We start from the raw sequence: 18,019 nt of genomic DNA, 5'->3' as shown, positions 1-18,019 counted from the left end.
CGTTATGTGCAAGCGCATGTAAGCCTGCCACCTTGAACAAAAGCATCAAGGTTACAAAAAACAAGGCAGTTAAGTGCTTAATGTTTTTCATTGCAGGCCGTAGAAATAAATAATATTGTAGATTGTGACAGGGATATAAGAAAAAACACACGGACTTTTCGGAAACATCAAATGGGAATCACATGAATTGCCAGCATAGGGCAAGTTGACCACGGCTCGTTATTCCAAGCTTATAAATACGGACACCCCCTGTAAATTTGGTACCTTTGTAGTCTCGACGGACAAGTCCAAGCCCGAAATAGAACGGCACAACTGTGTCGCCCCGATGAGGGCAAACGAGAACACCCACTTGAAAATGAAGGACATACGCATGAAGACCTTACGAAAGAATTTCAGTGTATACCCTATATGTTCAATACTTACCGGCCTTATGGTATTGGCCTGTACATCGACCAAGCAAAACCGGCAGATAAGCACTTCGCCAGCACCGGGACAAGGCAAGCCACAGGAACATGGCAGTCCCGGAACGGATGCCGTACAGGATTACGGTTACCACATACACGAATACATCAGCCTCAAAACGCCCCCGACACCCACGGAACCCGACTCCCTGGACCAAAAGGACAATCCGATGGAGAAGGAAGAGGATGCATCTTGGGAAGCCTTTTTGGCCAAATCGAGTCCCGTCGCCCAAAAAATCGTGGAGAATTATCTGAACAGTGAAAACAAAGAACCCGGGGGGCATTGCCTTACGGTAAGCAAGGGGCGTTTTACCCAGGCCTATAAAGAAGTTCACGGCCATTTGCCCTACCAAGACCTTCCCGATAGCATGGCCACAAAACTATATACGCCCAAACAGGTCTTTAACCTGCTATACGCTACGGCCTCCGATGAAAGCGAGGGGTGGAAGAGCCTTCCTAAAGCCTATCGGGGCAAGGGCAATGCCGGAGCCTTGGCATATGCAGGAATGGGAAGCTTGGTCGATTCTACCGGGGTATGGAGCGGCCAATTAAGGCCCGGGGCCATGTTGCAAGTATGGCGGTACAGGGAAGATTACGAACAGGTAGTACAAGGTACGGATGTGGAAAAGCTGGATCCCTATGGGCATTCCTTTATTTTTATCAACTATGTACGCGATGAAAAAAATAAGATTGTCGGACTTCGAATAGCCGATCAAGGTTTTCAAAGTTATCGGCCCTTAATACCTAGGGACTACGAGGTATGGTGGGCGGTAAACCTGAGGGTCTAAGGGCAGTACATCGAGTAAATCAAAAAATTAACACCGGCGGTGTAATGTACAAGCGATTAATACGTTACCTTAATAAGACGGAACCCCTATAATCGATATAAGAACATGCTCTTTTTTTCCCTACTTCTTAGTTTCGGGCTTACCAACGAAGTACCGCCTAAAACGGACGGGGAAGCTATCCATGTCGCGGTTGTCGAAACGGCTTCCACAAAAGTAGGAGCAGAACGTTTTACCAAGGGGAGGCCCGGTACCCCTAGGCCGGCTTCGGACAGTATCACCGCCTCGTATACCCATACCAAAATGAGTGCAGGCCAACTTCGTCTGCGTTTAAGGGAAGGGCTTCGTCAGGGCACGGTTTCCCTAGAAACAATAAAAACCGCCTTTACCGACCAGTTGGTAGACAAGATCATTCCCCATTGGTACGGTACGCCCTGGAGTTGGGGAGGGCATACGACCGTACCCAAGCAAGGAAAGATCGCCTGTGGTTATTTCGTATCGACCACCTTGCGCGATATGGGCCTAAACCTCAATCGCTATAAACTGGCCCAAAAATCACCCATTGACGAGGCCAAAATGATCAGCTGTGGTGCGCCCATCGACAAAGTAGAACAGGATACCCCTGATGAAGCCCACGAAGAAATCGATAGGCTGACCCAAGAGGGACTCTATTTTATCGGTTTTGATGAGGGACACGTAGGCTATCTTTTAAAAAGGGAAGGGGAGTTGTTCCTCATCCATTCCAACTATCTGGCTCCCGTGTCGGTTTGTATGGAAGCCCTCAAGGAATCTAGGGTCTTTAAAAAATTCGATACGTTTTACCTTGTTCCCATATCCCATAACGAAACGCTCTTACAGCGTTGGTTAAACGATGAGCAGGTGCTCTAGACTTCATTCTCCAAAGCATTGAGATTTACTCGAACCCACTTCGTAGACAGATAGGGAGGGAAGCGCCCATGCACAGGGACAGGCCACTGTGCTGGAGACGACCGGTTATAAGATCATATCAAACGGGGTATTTTTCCTTCCAATTGATTGCGAACCAAATCGATTGAACCGTGAAGCTCACTTTTTGTATAGGGCTTTTTGATAAAATCGGCGCATCCAAGCTCTCTTGCTATACCTTCAAAACCTTGTTTGGTAGAGCTGGATATAAACGACATACGGTTCGAGAACATTTCCAGAAAGGAAAACCCGTTCATACCGGGCATTTCAATATCGGTCAATACGGCTTTTGGTTTGGCCACCTGTATATATACCCAGGCATCGTAAGAATCAAGAAAAGAGGTTATACGGCCTATAAAGGGATGGGTTTTGGCCAGGTTTTCGGCCAAGGACAACCAAAGCGAGGAGTCGTCCACAATAACGAGGTCAAGTTTCATAGTTTTTAGGTTTCGGGTATTTAAAACTATTTCATTGTTGCGGAAGGAGAAATTAATTTGGACGAAAGACACGTAAGTATCCTTAAAAAGCCCAAATCAGGGATTTTTCAAAGGCGAACCCCAAAAAACCATGGTTGGATGAGGGCTTGTTTTCCGTTTCATTGGCTATTATAGGACAAAATAAACTAGACCCAAGGTTCTATACCGATTTCGCCCAGGGGGTGGTACCAATTGGTTCCATGTGATGCCAATCCATAAATACGGACTTCCCCATAAGACCCATAACCCAATAGACCGAATAAAAATAGCGAAGGCATGCCCTCGCTATTATTCCATTTGCACGTTTTATGAAATGATTTGCACTATAAACCCAATGCGGTCAAGGCCGGAGAGCCGATTTCCACCGGATAGGTTCTCCAAAGTTCACTGTAATTGGTATACTTCCACAAGACCTCGCCACTCTCGTTTACTTCCCAGATGGTACCGGCCGTTCCTTCCCCAATTAAAGTATTTCCATTGCCCATTCGGCCGGCACTACTGGTGGTCAGACTATATAGACTGGTATCCGTGAATTCCCAAACCACCGAAGGTTCGTTATCTTGACCCGCAACCAGTGCATAGGGTAGGTTCAGCTCATACTCCACAACCGCCGACTGGCCGTCGTACTTGTTGTTTGAAAAAACCAACATGTTGTTCGTATCCAAAAGGTTGGGATAATGCACACGGTTCAAGGTAACCTCCCCAACATTGTCATAGGTTTCCGGGTTTCCAAAACGGTAGACCAGGTCTCCACCTAAATTATAGTTGCCCCCAGAGCTTGAGGCCGCTTCCTCGGTGGTCGTACTGTGGTCAATGACCCATACCTCGCTGTAATAGTTCACCGTTACGTAAATTAAATCGTTGCTTTCATCAACGGTGATGCCATTGGCATGCATAAGGTCGCCATCCGATTGGCTGCTGTTATAATTGACGTCTATTTTATTGGGGTTGTCCACGACCACTCCATAATTGTCTTTTGTACTGTCGTAATCTTGAACAAAATGGTCCTTGGCATGCCATTCCCAGGCAATTTCACCGGTAAGGGGATTCATTTCCACAATAGCTTCCGGATATATCGCATGGTTTCCTGAAAAGCCCATTTCAGTGGCCTCGTCGGCGGTGACCTTTTCCCAAACCAGGAATATGATATTGCCGTTGGACAAATAATCCACATCGTGATGTGCCCTATGCTCGTTGCTCGAATAGCTAACTTCCCAATCAATGGACTGGTCCGCATTTATTTTTCGAAACGTTCCGCCATAGCCTCCAAACGAAATGCTCGAATTGGACGATTTTAAGGACAAGAGCAAACTGCCATCGTCCAAGAGCTGGGCCTCATCGCCTAACTCATCCCCATCCAAATCCCACTCAAAGAGTTCGTTCCCATCATGGTCTATTAAGAATACGCCGTCGGTTCTGGTATCGACCACTAAAATGTAAGAGTTGGTGTCTATTGCATTGTCATCATCGCTTGTGCTATCATCGTCCGTAGTTTCCCCTAGTGCCTCTTCGTTGTCGTCACTGCTACAACTGGCGACCACGGTCGTTAATGAAAAGAGTAGTAGCCATACACCTATACTGCTTGTCTTGATTTTCAGTACTGATTTTTTCATGATCTTCAATTTTTAATAGTTGTCAATGCCTCTTTACCTTAGGCCTTGGTTTATATATTACCCAAGATTACCGCAAAATTTCCATTGAAATCCAACGAATCAATGAACGCCCTGTATGGTTAAGCGAATAGTTGGATTTATTGGGTAATTGGTTTGGGGTGCTTGCCTATATCGTATAAAAATGGATTATTTCAGGTTATACCAATCAAGGCATATCGCCTTTCATACAGGGTATAGGCACTTGCCAAATACCGTTTTAAAAAAGGGGAGGTCGGGTAGACCTTCCTTTTATATATAATCCCCTTTTATAGGCCGATGACCATCACCGTGAGTAGGGGGCAGGCATTGGTCAACTCATAAATTAATACAAAAACGCCCCTAATAACAGTGGACTTGCCTTAATTTTGTATCCCATATACCCCATTTAAATTCAAAGACTTGCTAGAGAAAAGACGTCAGCTGCCCCAAAAACAATTTACGGATACCGATTATTTCATTTATTGTTTGGAAGGCGTTCAAGAAGTAGAAACGGACAAGGTTACCGAAACACAGGAAAGCCTGGGGCAACTGGCCATGAAATACGGGGTAGCCAGCATTTATAAAACATGCGATACCATTGAAGGGCTCGAAGATAGCCTAAACGCCTTGGTCTTGGACGACCATAATTTTAAGGATTACGAAATCATCTACCTGGTCATGGCCGGTGAGGCCAATAGCATTTGCCTAAACGGCTACTACTACAGTTTACAGGAAATTGCCGAGCTTTTTGAAGGCCGTTTGCGCGGAAAGATCTTGCACTTCTCCAATGCCAAAATTCTGGACTTGGACGAAGATGAAGCGCAATATTTCTTGGATATCACCAACGCCAAAGCGATTTCCGGCTATGGCAACGCCTATAAGGGAATAAGCAGTGCCAACTTGGACAAGGCCTTCTTCAACCTCTTTAAGGAAGACGATAATATGTTCGATGTGGTAGAGGAGCTGCACCAAAGGCATTACAACGTGTGCAAATTGCTCGATTTTAGGTTGTATTATTAAGGCCGGATGGAAGGCCCCGAGGGAGGTTTTATTTTTCGACGGGAGGGCCTGCCGCTATATCCACAACGATGTAAAAGGCAAACAGCCCCCTGTTAATCCACAAACTGGTTGATATGTGCCCAAAAGTCCTTTTCCATCTGGTCCACATCGATATGGGTATAGATTTGAATATGCCGCTGCGTATTTTCCTTGGGCGTCTCAAAGGTTTTTTGCCTTGTCCATTCCGGATGTACCAAGGCCTCGATAAGGGCCACGTCCCACATGGTCCATTTGGTTTTTTCGGGGTCTTTTTGGGTCCACCACCGTTCGTAGCTTTCCCATCGGTCCACCAGGTAATCGGCCATACCGCCCTTTCCCTTTAAATGGGCATCCACCCTTGTTTTATGGAACACGAGGTGCTGGCTCGTGGTGGCGGTCATGACACGTATATCGAGTCCGGGCCGGTTCAGGAGTACATTTACCGCAATACTGTCGTTTCCCGAATTGAACTCCTTTTTATTATAGCGATTGGACACGGGGTCGTGCCAAAACCCCAAATAGTTCACCTGCATCTTGGGTACAATGGTAGAATCGGTTAAGATGGCGGACGCCACATTGGTACAGGATCCCAGGATCACCAACTGCAATTTTCGGCCTTCCTCCAGTTCGTGGGCCTTTTTTACGATAAACCGGGCCGCCTCGGAGTCTTGGGGAGCGTCACTTGCCTCCAACGGGGCGTTACTGCCCAAGGGTAGGGGGATGTCCGTCCGCCCCAACAAGGCCATCAAGTGTTCGTTGATTTCCTGGCTCTCGGCCACCGTACTGTCGCTTGCGTAGGGCGAGGTGTGAAACTGTGCCGATGTAATCGCCAATAGGTCGAACTTGGGTTCGTTTACCGCACGGACAAGGGCAAACAGGTCGTCGACCTCATTGGCCGTATCGGCATCGATGATCAGGGGTATTCTTTCGGTATCGGGTTTTGGCTGGGACTTGCAGGCATTTAAGGCCGCCAACACCATGAAGGGCAGTAAGCCCCTTCGTATTTTTTTTAACATACCGCTACGGTTTTTTGTAAACGTTTTTTCGGACAAATACCGTGGCACACCAAATTGAAAGGGCCGTTCCGGGGCGGTATTGCTTTCCATACTGTTGTTTTTGTCGCTACTTCCTGTATTTGATTACACTCTTGCCCTTTCAGGGCGGCGCAAATCTACGGGACCAATTTCCGGAATGGAAACCCAAACCCAAAAAATCGGGCCGACCGACCGGCCCCGGGCGGCTTGGGCAATAGGGAGGCAATACCTGTGGGCACTTTCGGGAATTGACTTAAATCATAGTGCGTTGAAATTATTCGAATTACTTTTTGGGACCAAATAAATCATCAATAAACGAATTATGAAAAAACTGAAATGGATAATTCCGTGGGTTTTGGGCCTTACGGGCAACCAAATCATCTACAAGCTCACCGGTTTTTACATTCCCACGGCATTGAACTCCATCTTGGTAGGTTTCGGTTTCTCCGTTTTGGTGGGAATCGTTTTCGGCTATTTCCCGGGCCGGAAAGCCGCTAGGCTAAATCCCATCGATGCCCTGCGCTACGAGTGATTTTTTTCAAGGCCTTCTTCCCAAAACGGTATAAGCAAAAAAGCATCACGGATATCGCGATGCCTATTTGGGGTTCAAAACCTCTTTTTTTGATAAGAGGAAGATTATATGTTTTTGGAACCTGTGGGAAAGGGGACTTAAAAACGCTTTCCCAGCCATTGTTTTATAGGCTTATCGTTTTAAACCCATTTTCCTGCAAGCCGAAGAAATAGGTAAATCCATTGGAAGTGGTTTCCACATAGGAAGGATAGTCCGATTTTTTGACGCCCAATTTATTCATGGCAAATTCACAGACTACAATACGGATCCCCAGTTTTTGGGCTTTTTCGACCAAAGGCGCTAACTCCTTGTTGGTAGCCAGGTCCTTTACGACCTTTCCGATCAATACAATTTCAAATTGAATAGCCTTGCTCTTGTTCTTATATTCCTCACCTGTCATTACCGATGCCATAAAATGATTGGAATTTTGGACCAACAAGGCATACTTACCGTCGTTTTTGATCGAGTTTTCTATCTCTTGTACACTTTGCACTTGGGCATTGACCGACATCGAAGTCGTTAAACTTAAGGCGAATAGGGCAAAGAGTAAAAAAAGCTTTTTCATTTTTAAAATTTTTTAGTGTTGTTCAAAAAGAGTGAATTTGTAAAAAGTACCAAATTTTAGACAAAGGTATCGTCCAACTTTTTTTTGGGGCGTAACCTTTGTTACAAGGGGCAAACAAGCCATTACGCCGACCATCGACATGTGGCCTTGCAAGATACGGGCGTGCTTTTTGTGGACAAAGTGCTAACGGGCGAAGCCGTGGTAGGCGGTAAGGGCAATTGATGTGGAATTGGATTGTGCTACAAACCCTCGACGGAAACCTGTCACCGGATAGTACGCTGCACCCCTAAGAATCGGACAAGCGGAGAATCCAAAAAAACAATGCGAACCTTAAAATGAAACTTAAAATTCTGGGTATATTTAAGACGTCGCTAAACCCTATGGATACTGCTTAAAGGCAAACCAAAGCTTTGTCTACGCCCGAAGACCGAAACGAAAATTTCCCTACGGTCCTAGCTGCACAGTTAACGCTTATCAAAAAAAGACGGACAAATGGAACCTATGACAACGGCTTGGATGGTATCGACCTTATTGGGTTCATGGTTGGGGAATCGAACAGATTTTTGGCTTTGCCAAGGGGCGAACAAGCTTTACCAGCGAATCAAGCACACCATTGATGAACCCGCGAACCATCACATTCAAAGGGCGATCAGAAAGTCATACCTACAAGCCACCTTAATGGCCGTAAACCATATTTTACCTCAAAGGAAATGGTACAACTTATCGAATGCCGGCTGGGATAATATAAAAGAGCTCGAGCGCTATCTCAAAGCGCAAATCGATATAACGGACAATGAAAATCAATATGTAAAAAGCTCCGTATTGGACGAATCACATCGTGAAATCCTTTTCCCGAAGAAAAAAACTTCCGCCGATAGAATGGACGAATTAATTGGCAACCTTAAGGAGGGCATAATTCAAGAACTCGAAGGGCATGGCCGAAGGGTAGAACTAACGGTTAAAACCTGTATTAGGGATGGGTGGAAAGATGGGGGGAGGAACATGGATTTTTATAAATTGACCTGTGCTTTCTTTACCCAGGAGTTGAAGGAAACCCCCGAGTTATCCACCTATATCCAGACCGAGTATTTAGATAGCATACAAACGGAAATAGGAGAGGTTAACATAAGCGTTGCCGAACTGTCGCAAACCCTTTATATTTTTTTTGAGGAGTACAAGGATGTATTGCCCTTACTTCGTAAAATACACGCTACGCTCGAAGAGGTCAAAAAAGACCTTGGGAATCTGCCCGGGAAAACGGCTCAAATCGTTCTGCAAGGGATTGAAAACCACTCCATAACATCGAGACAGCTTGCCATCTCAGAAGAATATCAATCGTATATTATTAAAATTCAGGAGTATTCGGATGCTATAGGTTCCATAAACTCACAAATATGGGCGGTACAGGTCGCATTGGAAAGTGTGGATGAAAACACCAAGTCGCTATTATTACAAAACCTTGCCAACCTAAAAAGACAGCTCCTTCTGAACAGTGATAAAAAAAACAAAACCGAAAACACCCTTAACACGTTTGTAAGCAATGTTATAGAACTGGCACAACAACTCAAACGGACAACGAAATTAGATTCCGACAGATTGGAAAATGCCAGAAGCTTATTTAAGGAAGGTAAATACCGGAGGCTCAACGAGGTGCTGAATGAGGCGGACATAGACCATGATATTGCCGAATATGAAGCGAAGGGGACAATGTTGGCAAATGAACTGATCATTAAGGCACAAAGTACGGTATTGCTTAAAGAGGAAGGGTGGTTTCAAGAAGCCAATCGGCTATTTGCAAAGGCAATGCGACTCATCGAAAATTACAACACGACCTTTAACTACGCATTCTTCCTTCAAAGGCATAGGCAAATACTACAGGCCGAAGGGGTATATGAAAAAGCCTTGAACCACATTTCGAACGAGTTTCAAAAATCCACCATCTTGAACAATTTGGGACTTTTGCAGCATGATAAAAATGAATATGGGAGAGCGGAAAAATCCTTTGGCGAAGCCTTGGTGATACGACGAAAATTGGCCGAAGGCGATTCACTGGTCTATTTACCCCAAGTTTTGACAACCCTGAACAGCTTGGCTAATTTGCAACGTGATAAAAAGGAACATGGGAAAGCCGAACAATCCTATAACGAAGCCTTGGCACTGTTAAATAAACTGGCCGAAGTCAATCCACAGACCTATTTACCTAAAATAAGTGTCATACAGAACAATATGGGACTTTTGCACAGCACTAGGAATGAATTTGACAAAGCCCAACAATCCTATAACGAAGCCTTGGCAATTGCAAAAAAATTAGCCGATATCGACCCACAGGCCTATTTACCCGATGTTGGGCTTACCTTGAACAACATGGCGCTTTTGTACAGGAAGAAGAATGAGCCCAATAAAGCCGAACAGTGCTTCGAAACTGCCTTGTTTATAATGAGCAAGTTGACCAAACTCAATCCACAGACCTATTTCCCCGATGTAGCCGGCATCTTGAACAATTTAGGCGATTTGCAAAGAAAAAAGAAGGAGTTGGAACAAGCCGAACGATCCATTGAAACGGCCTTGTACATAATGAGGAAATTGGCCGAAATCAATCCACAGACCTATTTGCCCCAGGTTGCCATGACCTTGAACAATTTGGCCAACCTACAAGTGAATAAAAAGGAGTTGGGAAAAGCGGAACTTTCCTATGAAGAAGTTTTGGCAATGACAAGAAAATTTGCAAAAGCCAATCCACAGTCCTATTTGCCCAATGTAGCCGGCATTTTGTGCAATTTGGCGAACCTACAGCGGGACAATGATAAATTTGATAAGGCCCAACAATCTTATGAAGAGGCCTTGTCCATAAATAGGAAGTTGGCCGAATATGATCCAAGGGTGTATGAAATTCCCCTAGCGGATACCAAACTGGATTTGAGTGTTTTTTATTTGAAATATTCTATTGACGATAAAAAATCAAGGGCATATGCAAAGGCAGCGTTGAAACTTTATACCAAATACGATGCAAGCGTACCCCATGCGGCCCAAAACGGGAAGGTAGCCCAGGATATTCTCAATTTTTGGGGGAACGGGGAAATATAATTGGGGCTATCGCCATTCATTGTACTGCAGTTTCGTTTTTTTGGCAGGAGGGTGGATTGGCATTTATTCGCCCCCTAATTCAATCTGCTTGTATCGAAGAGGCTGGTTGATTATCCTTGACTTCATGGTAAAAACCTACAATTACCTAAAATATCGAAATAGATATTCGATGCTCCACGGAAGATCATTCCCGGTGGAGCGAAAAACTTAATTCCATTTGCGTTTATTGTAATTAAAAGATCTATTTTAATCGAATAGAAAAAAAACTATTCAATCAGTCGCGTTGGCATTGGTTAAAAGCACTAATGGTAAACGTAGTTTTAGCTTCCCCTTTATAGTTTTTTTCGTGCATGCTGGAAAATTCATTCTGTAACCGAAGAATGAGTTTTTCAAACCCCTGAAACCAATGCATCGAGTACCCATAATTAACCAACCAATATTGAAAAACATGGAGTTAGAAATCAAGAATTTAAGTAAAACGTATTCCAATGGCGTTCAAGCCTTAAAAGACGTTACCTTGACCATTCCCCAAGGAATGTTTGGTCTACTAGGCCCAAATGGTGCAGGTAAATCGTCTTTAATGCGAACCTTGGCGACATTACAACAAGCGGATTCCGGCTCCGTTACACTTGGCGAAATAGACATTTTAAATGATAAGTCCGAGGTGCGAAAAATTCTTGGATACCTTCCCCAAGAGTTCGGGGTATACCCAAAAGTGAGTTCGTACAACATGTTAAACCATATTGCCTCCTTAAAAGGGGTGTCAAGTAAAGGTGAGCGTAAAGACTTGGTAGAATCCTTACTGACAAAAACCAATCTTTGGCATGTGCGGAACAAAAGCTTAGGCACCTATTCCGGTGGTATGAAACAGCGATTTGGTATTGCCCAGGCCCTAATTGGTGATCCACGTTTAATTATTGTAGATGAACCCACGGCCGGTCTCGACCCTGCGGAACGTGTTCGATTCCATAACCTATTAAGTGAAATTGGTGAAAATACCATTGTAATTCTCTCTACACATATTGTTGAGGACATTTCCAATTTATGCAACAATATGGCAATTATTTGTCTTGGTGAAGTTGTTGCAAAGGGCAATCCGGCTGTTTTGACCGAAGCCGTTAAAGGTCGCGTTTGGAAAAAAGCTATAGAGAAAGTGGAACTAGAAAGCTACCAGTCGGGGATGCAGGTCATTTCTACGCATCTTAAGGCGGGGCAAACTATAATCCATGTTTTAAGTGATGATAAGCCAGATGCTTCCTTTGAAGCTAGTCCGGCCAATTTAGAGGACGTTTACTTTGCTGAAATTACATCTCGTATGGAGACTGTATCGGCATAATTGCTTCATTCATTCACTTAAATCATTCAATTATGCTTAAAGAAATTTTTCTATTCGAAATCAAATATAGATTAGGTCGCCCGGCAACTTGGGCCTATTTTGGAATCCTGATAATTTTCGGACTTTTTGTGGCTATCGGAGGTAATGGCCCTGCATCGGAAAAGGTTTTTGTCAACTCGCCAGTGGCCATTGCAACCGTGCTGTCCACTATTAGTGTTTTTGGTATTATGCTTTCAAGTGCTATTATGGGAGTCCCCGTTTATAGGGATATTGAGCACAAAACGGAAAATTATTATTTCTCTTTTCCCGTAAGCGAAAAGGGGTACTTGTTAGGTCGTTTCTTAGGCTCTATGTCCGTACTTTTTTTTGTCAGTCTCGGGCTGCACATAGGCCTGATCATCGGTTTTTTAATCGGCCCGTATGCGGGCTATGAGGAAGCGGAGCGATTTACCGATTTTAATCTGTGGCATTATGTGCAACCTACCTTGATCTTGTACTGGACGAACTTTTTCTTCGCAGGCTGTATTTTTTTCGCCCTGGTGAGTCTAACCAAAAAAGTAATGTTAGCCTATGCGGGTGGCGCTATTCTTTTTATTGTCTACCTCGTTACCATAACACTTACGCAAGACATAGAAAACAAGGATTTGGTAAGTTTAATAGATCCATTTGGCCTTGGAACTTACGAAAATACCATCCAATATTGGACGCCTGAAGAACAAAATACCCAGACGGTTCCTTTTAATGGAATGTTGTTATGGAATCGCATCATTTGGGTCGGGGTAGGATTAATGACCCTTTTCTACACCTTGTTTAGATTCGACTTTCAACGATTCTTGAACAAGAATTATACCTCCAAAAAGAAAGACGACAATTTAGATACGCCCAAAGCCTCAGCTGCATTAACGAAAATACCTCGTGTGGCAAAGGTGTTTTCCGGAGCATTGAACTTCAAATTGTTGTTTCGGTTGGCGGGAATAGAGTTTAAAAATATCATTAGGGATAATTTTTTTAGGGCCATACTTATTGCCGCGGTTTTATTCTTGTTTTTTGATGCTTGGTTTGGCTTCCCTACCTACGGAACACCCTCTTTACCGCTTACCTACTATATGTTGGAGGTCAAGGACTTCACCTATATCATTCTCATATTCATCCTTATCGTGTTTATGACCGGCGAGGTGTTGCATCGGGAACGCAATGTCAACTACGATCAAATTTTCGGCTCATTACCTATACCCAATCGCATTGTTTATGGTTCAAAATTCTTGGCATTGGTGATGGTGGGTTTTATTCTTGTAAATATGGTTTTGGTCAGTGGAATGCTCAACCAGGTTATAAAGGGCTACTTCAATTTTGAATTTGACAAGTACTTCACCGACTTGTATTTAATAGAATTTCCAAAGTACATCATATTTGTCATGCTGGCCTTTTTTGTGCATTCATTGGTCACAAAAAAGTTTATGGGCCATGTCATTGCCATTGCCATATGGGCCTTGCTTTTTGGTTTAAATAGTTTGGCCGAAGTTGACAATAATCTATACCTCTATAGTTACGCCCCACGTTATATCGTCTCCGATATGAACGGTTTCGGGCATTTTGGTGAGGCCTTGTTATGGTTTAGGATGTATTGGTTGGCCTGTGGGGGCGTTTTAACGGTCATTGGTTACCTCTTTTGGAAACGGGGCACGGATTCAGGCATAAAAGCGAGGTGGCAATTGGTAAAGGAACGCCTAAACCTAAGGACTATGGGTATGGGCCTGGCCCTGTTGGCCGTATTTATTGGTTCAGGCGCATTTATAAATTACAATACCAAAACGCTCAATAAGTACAGAACGGATAAGGCAGGTACCATCAAATCAGCCGATTATGAAAAAACCTTAAGTAAATATCACAAAATAGCGCAACCCAAAGTTGTCGATGTTACGGTTGATGCGGATTTAGTGCCCGAAGAACGTTCTGCCACCATCAAAACCAGGTATGTAATGGTAAATAAAACGGAGGAAGTAATTGACTCGCTCCACTTAAACTGGGGGGCGGAAGGCTTGCTTAAGAAAGAAGTGAAGTCATTTACCATAAACGGCAAGGTCCCCAAACTGGGAAAGCGTTATGACGATTACGGCTATGAAATCTATGCCTTTGATCCCCCCTTGCAACCTAAGGACACCCTTACATTGACATTAGAGGTAGCGGCCTCTTACAAAGGTTTTCCCAATGAAGGTTACGGTTCGGATATTGTCTATAATGGTACATTTTTAAATAATGACTATTTTCCGTCATTCGGGTACAGTCCGGAAGAGGAATTAACCAGTGACCAAGATCGTAAAAAGTATGGTTTGCCCATAAAAGACTATCAGTATCCGGAACAAACGGATGCATGGGGAACAAGCAATTTGCTCTTTAGCGATGATGCGGATTATGTCACTTTTGAAGGCACTGTGAGTACCGCTCCCGATCAAATTGCCATAATGCCCGGCCAGTTACAAAAAGAATGGAAAGAAAACGGTCGTAACTATTACCGGTATAAAATGACGGGAGAATTGAATTTTTTCTATAATATTTCCTCTGCAGTGTATAAGGTACATCGCGAAGTTTGGACAGGTAAAGGCGGAGAGAAAGTGACTATTGAAATATTTCACCATCCAACGCATACCTACAATATTGATCGCTTTGTAAAGAGCGTAAAACACTCCTTGGATTATTTTTCAGAAAATTTTGGAGCCTATCAATATAAACAACTTCGTATCCTGGAGTTTCCCCGGTATCAATTTTTTGCCCAATCGCTTCCCAATACCGTTCCTTTTTCAGAGAGTTTCGCCTGGGTGGGCGATTTTAATGACCCCAATGATGTCGATTACCTCTATTTCGTCACCTCCCATGAGGTGGCACACCAATGGTGGGGGCATCAAATTTCTCCATCGGCGACGCGAGGTGCAAATCAAATTTCAGAATCCATGGCGGAATATGCGGCACTCATGGTAATGAAGGAAGCATATGGTGATGATGCCATGCAAAAATTTCTTAAAGATGAATTGGATACCTATTTAAGAGGCAGGGCCAATGAAAGTAAATTTGAAAAAACGCTTTTGGACAACGACAGTCAAGCCTATGTCTGGTATCAAAAAGGAGGATTGATACTGTACGGACTTCAAGATTTAATAGGTGAGGCCAACTTAAACAAAGGGTTCAAAGCCTATACCGAAGCAGCGCGTTTTAGGGCTGAAGCCCCCTTTACGACGACCTTGGAATGGTATGATTATATGAAATCGGTAACACCGGATTCGCTCAAATATTATTTGGAAGACAGTTTTGAAAAGATAACATTGTATTCCAATAAGGTTACTGATGCTAAATATAAAAAACTAGTTGATGATAAGTATGAAGTGACTATAACTGTAGAAAGTGCTAAGAATTACTTTGACGGAAATGGCAAATTGTTAGCCGCAGGAGACCGGCCCAATTTGCTCGATATAGCAGTGTTTGACAATGACATTGAAAACGATCAGGGCATGACCGTTAAATCGCCTTTGGTAGTAGCACAAACATGGGTGAAACCTGGAAAATCAACGCATACCTTTATAACCGATAAGGAGCCCCTTAAAGCGGGGATCGATCCATATAATAAAATGATCGACCGTGTTCCTGATGACAATATCATGACGATAGATGAAATTTTGGACTAGTGTTTTTCATCGGGTATAGTACAGCCCGCCCGAACCTAGCCTTCATGCCGGAACGATTTATCGGGCTGCTTTGGTACGGGCCGGGCATCCATAAATCCCTATGGAGGGCTTCGTCAATGCCCCCCAAGGGATTTTTTAACCCAGTCCGTTCTTTTTTCCAAGAAATGGGGTGCCGTTAGACATCCTTGCCCTTCATCATCTTGTTCCAGTACAAATAGGGCAAACCGTATTTTTTGAGCATCCAAAGCCTCCAATGTTCCTTTGAACTGTCGTTGATCAACAGGTTTTTGAGCTTTGGGTCTGGCGTAAAATTGTTCTTGTAATCAAATTCCGCCAACACCATTTTTCCATAGTCGGTGACCAAGGGGCATGAAGAATACCCATTGTAAGACATATTGCCCTTGTGCTTGGTCTTGATCAAGGTATCGATATTGTCGACGACTATCGGTGCCTGTTTGCGAATGGCGGCACCCGTTTTGGCCGTTGGCAGGGAAGAGACATCCCCCAAACTGAAAATATTGGGGTATTTCTTGTGCTGCATGGTCTTGGGATCTACGTCGACCCAGCCCGCTTCGTTTACCAAGGGGGACTCCCTTACGAATTGGGGCGCCACCGAGGGAGGGGCGGTATGCAGCATATCGTAGTGAATGCCGTAGCGATCGCCGTCCTGGGTTACCTTTACATCCTTGTAATTGTACTGGAAGGATTCATCCAAAAATTCGTTGTCGTCGTCACCGGACATTACAACGCATCCACCGGCGGTAATATCCTTGCCCATTTCGTACCAGGCTATTTTCTTATCGCCATCCACGGCGACCAGCTTATGGTGGAACCTCAGGTTGATGTCCTTTCTATCGACCACCTTCATTAAGGTTTCGGCAACCTGCTTGACCCCGAAGATTACCGTTCCGGAGGTGGCAAATACCACTTGCGTATTCTTGCGTACACCGCTCTTTCTAAAATAGCTTTCTGCCAGGTACATGATCTTTTGGGGTGCCCCGCCACATTTAATGGGGGTTGTTGGCTGCGTAAAAAGGGCGGTACCCCCTTTAAAATTTTTAATAACCTCCCAGGTGTGCTTCGGATTGGTGTAATTGCTACAGACCACCCCTTTGTCGATGGCCTCCCCCAAACCGGGGACGAGGCTGAAATCATAGGTGAGTCCCGGCGCCACTACCAAATAATCATAGGTAAAATCACCTTTGTTCGCCGTATGTACCGTATTGTTTTCGGGGTCGAAACCCGTTGCCCTGTCCTTGATCCAAGTGGCCTTTTTCGGCATAACGGAGGCCATGGGTCGGGCTGTTTTGTCATAGTCATAGGTACCGGCCCCTACCAAGGTCCAAGCAGGCTGATAATAGTGGGTGTCCGACGGTTCGATCACGGCCACATCCTTGGCCTTTTTTTGTTCTATTAACTGTGCGGCTACCATAATTCCGGCGGTACCGCCACCGATTATAAGAATTTGATGATGTGTGCTCATTTGTAGTCTGATTTTAGGAATTTGATGAATATAGGGCTTTATAGTTGGCGTTTCAGTAACATTGGTTACATAAGACCAATGGCAAACCCCAGGTTCTCAGATATATGGGGATGTAGGTAGGAGGGCGGTAAAATGCCGTTTCCGGCTTTGCAAGGCATGTTCGATGGCCTCTTGCCACTGGGGTTGCAATGGTACCGGAAGGCCGATTTTTTCAACGAATGGGGAGCGGAAGTCCGTGCAGGGCATCTGAAATTTGGGTTCGGTAATCAAACTCGCCATGGAATATATATTGGAAAGGCCGCATAATGAACGAAAATGGGTTCATGTGACCTATTTTTACCGGTGCGGACGAAAGGACGGAAGCCCCGTCACCATTCAGCATCAAAGCATTCCCTTGGCATTCGACGACAACGAGGTGCCTTATATTTTTGTCAATGTCTTTACGGATGTTTCCTTTCTTGCTCCGACCGAGCTTCCCCAGGCTATTCTGTGCAACCGCAAGACCAATGAAACCTTCCATATTCGACCCGAGCGACCGGAACTGACCAAAACAAAGGACTTGTTCAGTTTACGCGAAAAGGAAATCATACGTCTGCTGATCAGCGGGCTCAATAGCAAGCAAATCGCAGCACAACTTTTTATAAGTCAAGAGACCGTACGTACACATCGAAAGAATATTCTGCGAAAGGCGAACATGAGCACTACGAGCGGTCTGGTGGCTTATGCCATAATCAATGGGCTTTGAGGTAGGGGGATGTGACCCTTAACCACCTTACTTTAAAATTTATGCTTAAAAATAGAGGTGTTTGGACATTGTATTGTTATTCAGTTGTTTAAGTATAAAAAATGTCGCTATGGATTCTAAAATAAAAGTTATCTTATACTGCCTTTTCCCCATCCTTAACGCAGGATGGCTCATTGGGCGGGCCGACG

General features: G+C 44.3%; 13 protein-coding genes. 8 read left to right on the top strand and 5 right to left on the bottom strand.

Translation table 11 applies throughout. The features are described 5' to 3' along the window. Positions 1–205: 205 nt before the first annotated feature. Together BUB37_RS05405 and BUB37_RS05400 are read left to right on the top strand one after the other, a co-directional pair. Positions 206–1,249, top strand: a complete 1,044-nt coding sequence (locus tag BUB37_RS05405; RefSeq protein ID WP_072989936.1) for a hypothetical protein — start codon at positions 206–208, stop codon at positions 1,247–1,249. Positions 1,250–1,354: 105 nt separating this feature from the next. Next, complete coding sequence (locus BUB37_RS05400) at positions 1,355–2,134, top strand: C40 family peptidase (RefSeq protein ID WP_072989933.1); 780 nt, start codon at positions 1,355–1,357, stop codon at positions 2,132–2,134. Between the two features lie 113 nt (positions 2,135–2,247). Here BUB37_RS05400 and BUB37_RS05395 read toward each other — a convergent pair whose 3' ends face one another. After that, complete coding sequence (locus BUB37_RS05395) at positions 2,248–2,628, bottom strand: response regulator (RefSeq protein WP_072989930.1); 381 nt, start codon at positions 2,626–2,628, stop codon at positions 2,248–2,250. Positions 2,629–2,990: 362 nt separating this feature from the next. Further along, the gene (locus BUB37_RS05390) at positions 2,991–4,280 is read right to left on the bottom strand and encodes an aryl-sulfate sulfotransferase (protein ID WP_072989927.1); all 1,290 of its coding nucleotides are present in this window, start codon (positions 4,278–4,280) and stop codon (positions 2,991–2,993) included. A gap of 438 nt (positions 4,281–4,718) precedes the next feature. Here BUB37_RS05390 and BUB37_RS05385 point away from each other — a divergent pair, with 438 nt between their 5' ends. Continuing rightward, positions 4,719–5,318 carry a DUF6642 family protein gene (locus BUB37_RS05385; protein ID WP_072989924.1) on the top strand — a complete coding sequence of 200 codons (600 nt, stop codon included), beginning with the start codon at positions 4,719–4,721 and terminating at the stop codon, positions 5,316–5,318. 92 nt (positions 5,319–5,410) lie between these two features. Here BUB37_RS05385 and BUB37_RS05380 read toward each other — a convergent pair whose 3' ends face one another. After that, positions 5,411–6,442, bottom strand: a complete 1,032-nt coding sequence (locus tag BUB37_RS05380; protein ID WP_072989920.1) for a nucleoside hydrolase — start codon at positions 6,440–6,442, stop codon at positions 5,411–5,413. A 250-nt stretch (positions 6,443–6,692) separates the two neighbouring features. Here BUB37_RS05380 and BUB37_RS05375 point away from each other — a divergent pair, with 250 nt between their 5' ends. Further along, positions 6,693–6,902, top strand: a complete 210-nt coding sequence (locus BUB37_RS05375; RefSeq protein WP_072989918.1) for an ABC transporter permease — start codon at positions 6,693–6,695, stop codon at positions 6,900–6,902. A gap of 163 nt (positions 6,903–7,065) precedes the next feature. Here the strand turns inward: BUB37_RS05375 and BUB37_RS05370 are convergent, their stop codons facing one another. Beyond that, positions 7,066–7,506, bottom strand: coding sequence for a DsrE family protein (locus BUB37_RS05370; RefSeq protein WP_072989915.1), 441 nt, complete (start codon positions 7,504–7,506; stop codon positions 7,066–7,068). 492 nt (positions 7,507–7,998) lie between these two features. Here BUB37_RS05370 and BUB37_RS05365 point away from each other — a divergent pair, with 492 nt between their 5' ends. The 3 genes from BUB37_RS05365 to BUB37_RS05355 all read left to right on the top strand — a co-directional run bounded on the left by BUB37_RS05365 (position 7,999) and on the right by BUB37_RS05355 (position 15,603). Next, positions 7,999–10,590, top strand: coding sequence for a tetratricopeptide repeat protein (locus BUB37_RS05365; RefSeq protein WP_094766564.1), 2,592 nt, complete (start codon positions 7,999–8,001; stop codon positions 10,588–10,590). 448 nt (positions 10,591–11,038) lie between these two features. Beyond that, positions 11,039–11,926: an ABC transporter ATP-binding protein gene (locus BUB37_RS05360; RefSeq protein ID WP_013995684.1), complete on the top strand. Its 888-nt coding sequence runs from the start codon at positions 11,039–11,041 to the stop codon at positions 11,924–11,926. 32 nt (positions 11,927–11,958) lie between these two features. Continuing rightward, positions 11,959–15,603 carry an ABC transporter permease/M1 family aminopeptidase gene (locus BUB37_RS05355; protein WP_072989911.1) on the top strand — a complete coding sequence of 1,215 codons (3,645 nt, stop codon included), beginning with the start codon at positions 11,959–11,961 and terminating at the stop codon, positions 15,601–15,603. Between the two features lie 175 nt (positions 15,604–15,778). On the opposite strand, the gene BUB37_RS05350 is transcribed toward BUB37_RS05355, so the two are convergent. Next, complete coding sequence (locus BUB37_RS05350) at positions 15,779–17,086, bottom strand: NAD(P)/FAD-dependent oxidoreductase (protein ID WP_072989910.1); 1,308 nt, start codon at positions 17,084–17,086, stop codon at positions 15,779–15,781. Between the two features lie 277 nt (positions 17,087–17,363). Between BUB37_RS05350 and BUB37_RS05345 the strand changes: the two genes are divergently transcribed. Next, on the top strand, positions 17,364–17,831 hold the full coding sequence (locus tag BUB37_RS05345; RefSeq protein WP_072989909.1) for a response regulator transcription factor: 468 nt from the start codon (positions 17,364–17,366) through the stop codon (positions 17,829–17,831). Positions 17,832–18,019: the final 188 nt, after the last annotated feature.

Origin of the sequence: Pseudozobellia thermophila (assembly GCF_900141855.1) — a bacterium.
Lineage (GTDB): Bacteria > Bacteroidota > Bacteroidia > Flavobacteriales > Flavobacteriaceae > Pseudozobellia > Pseudozobellia thermophila.
This window is presented reverse-complemented; position numbering and strand designations above follow the sequence as displayed.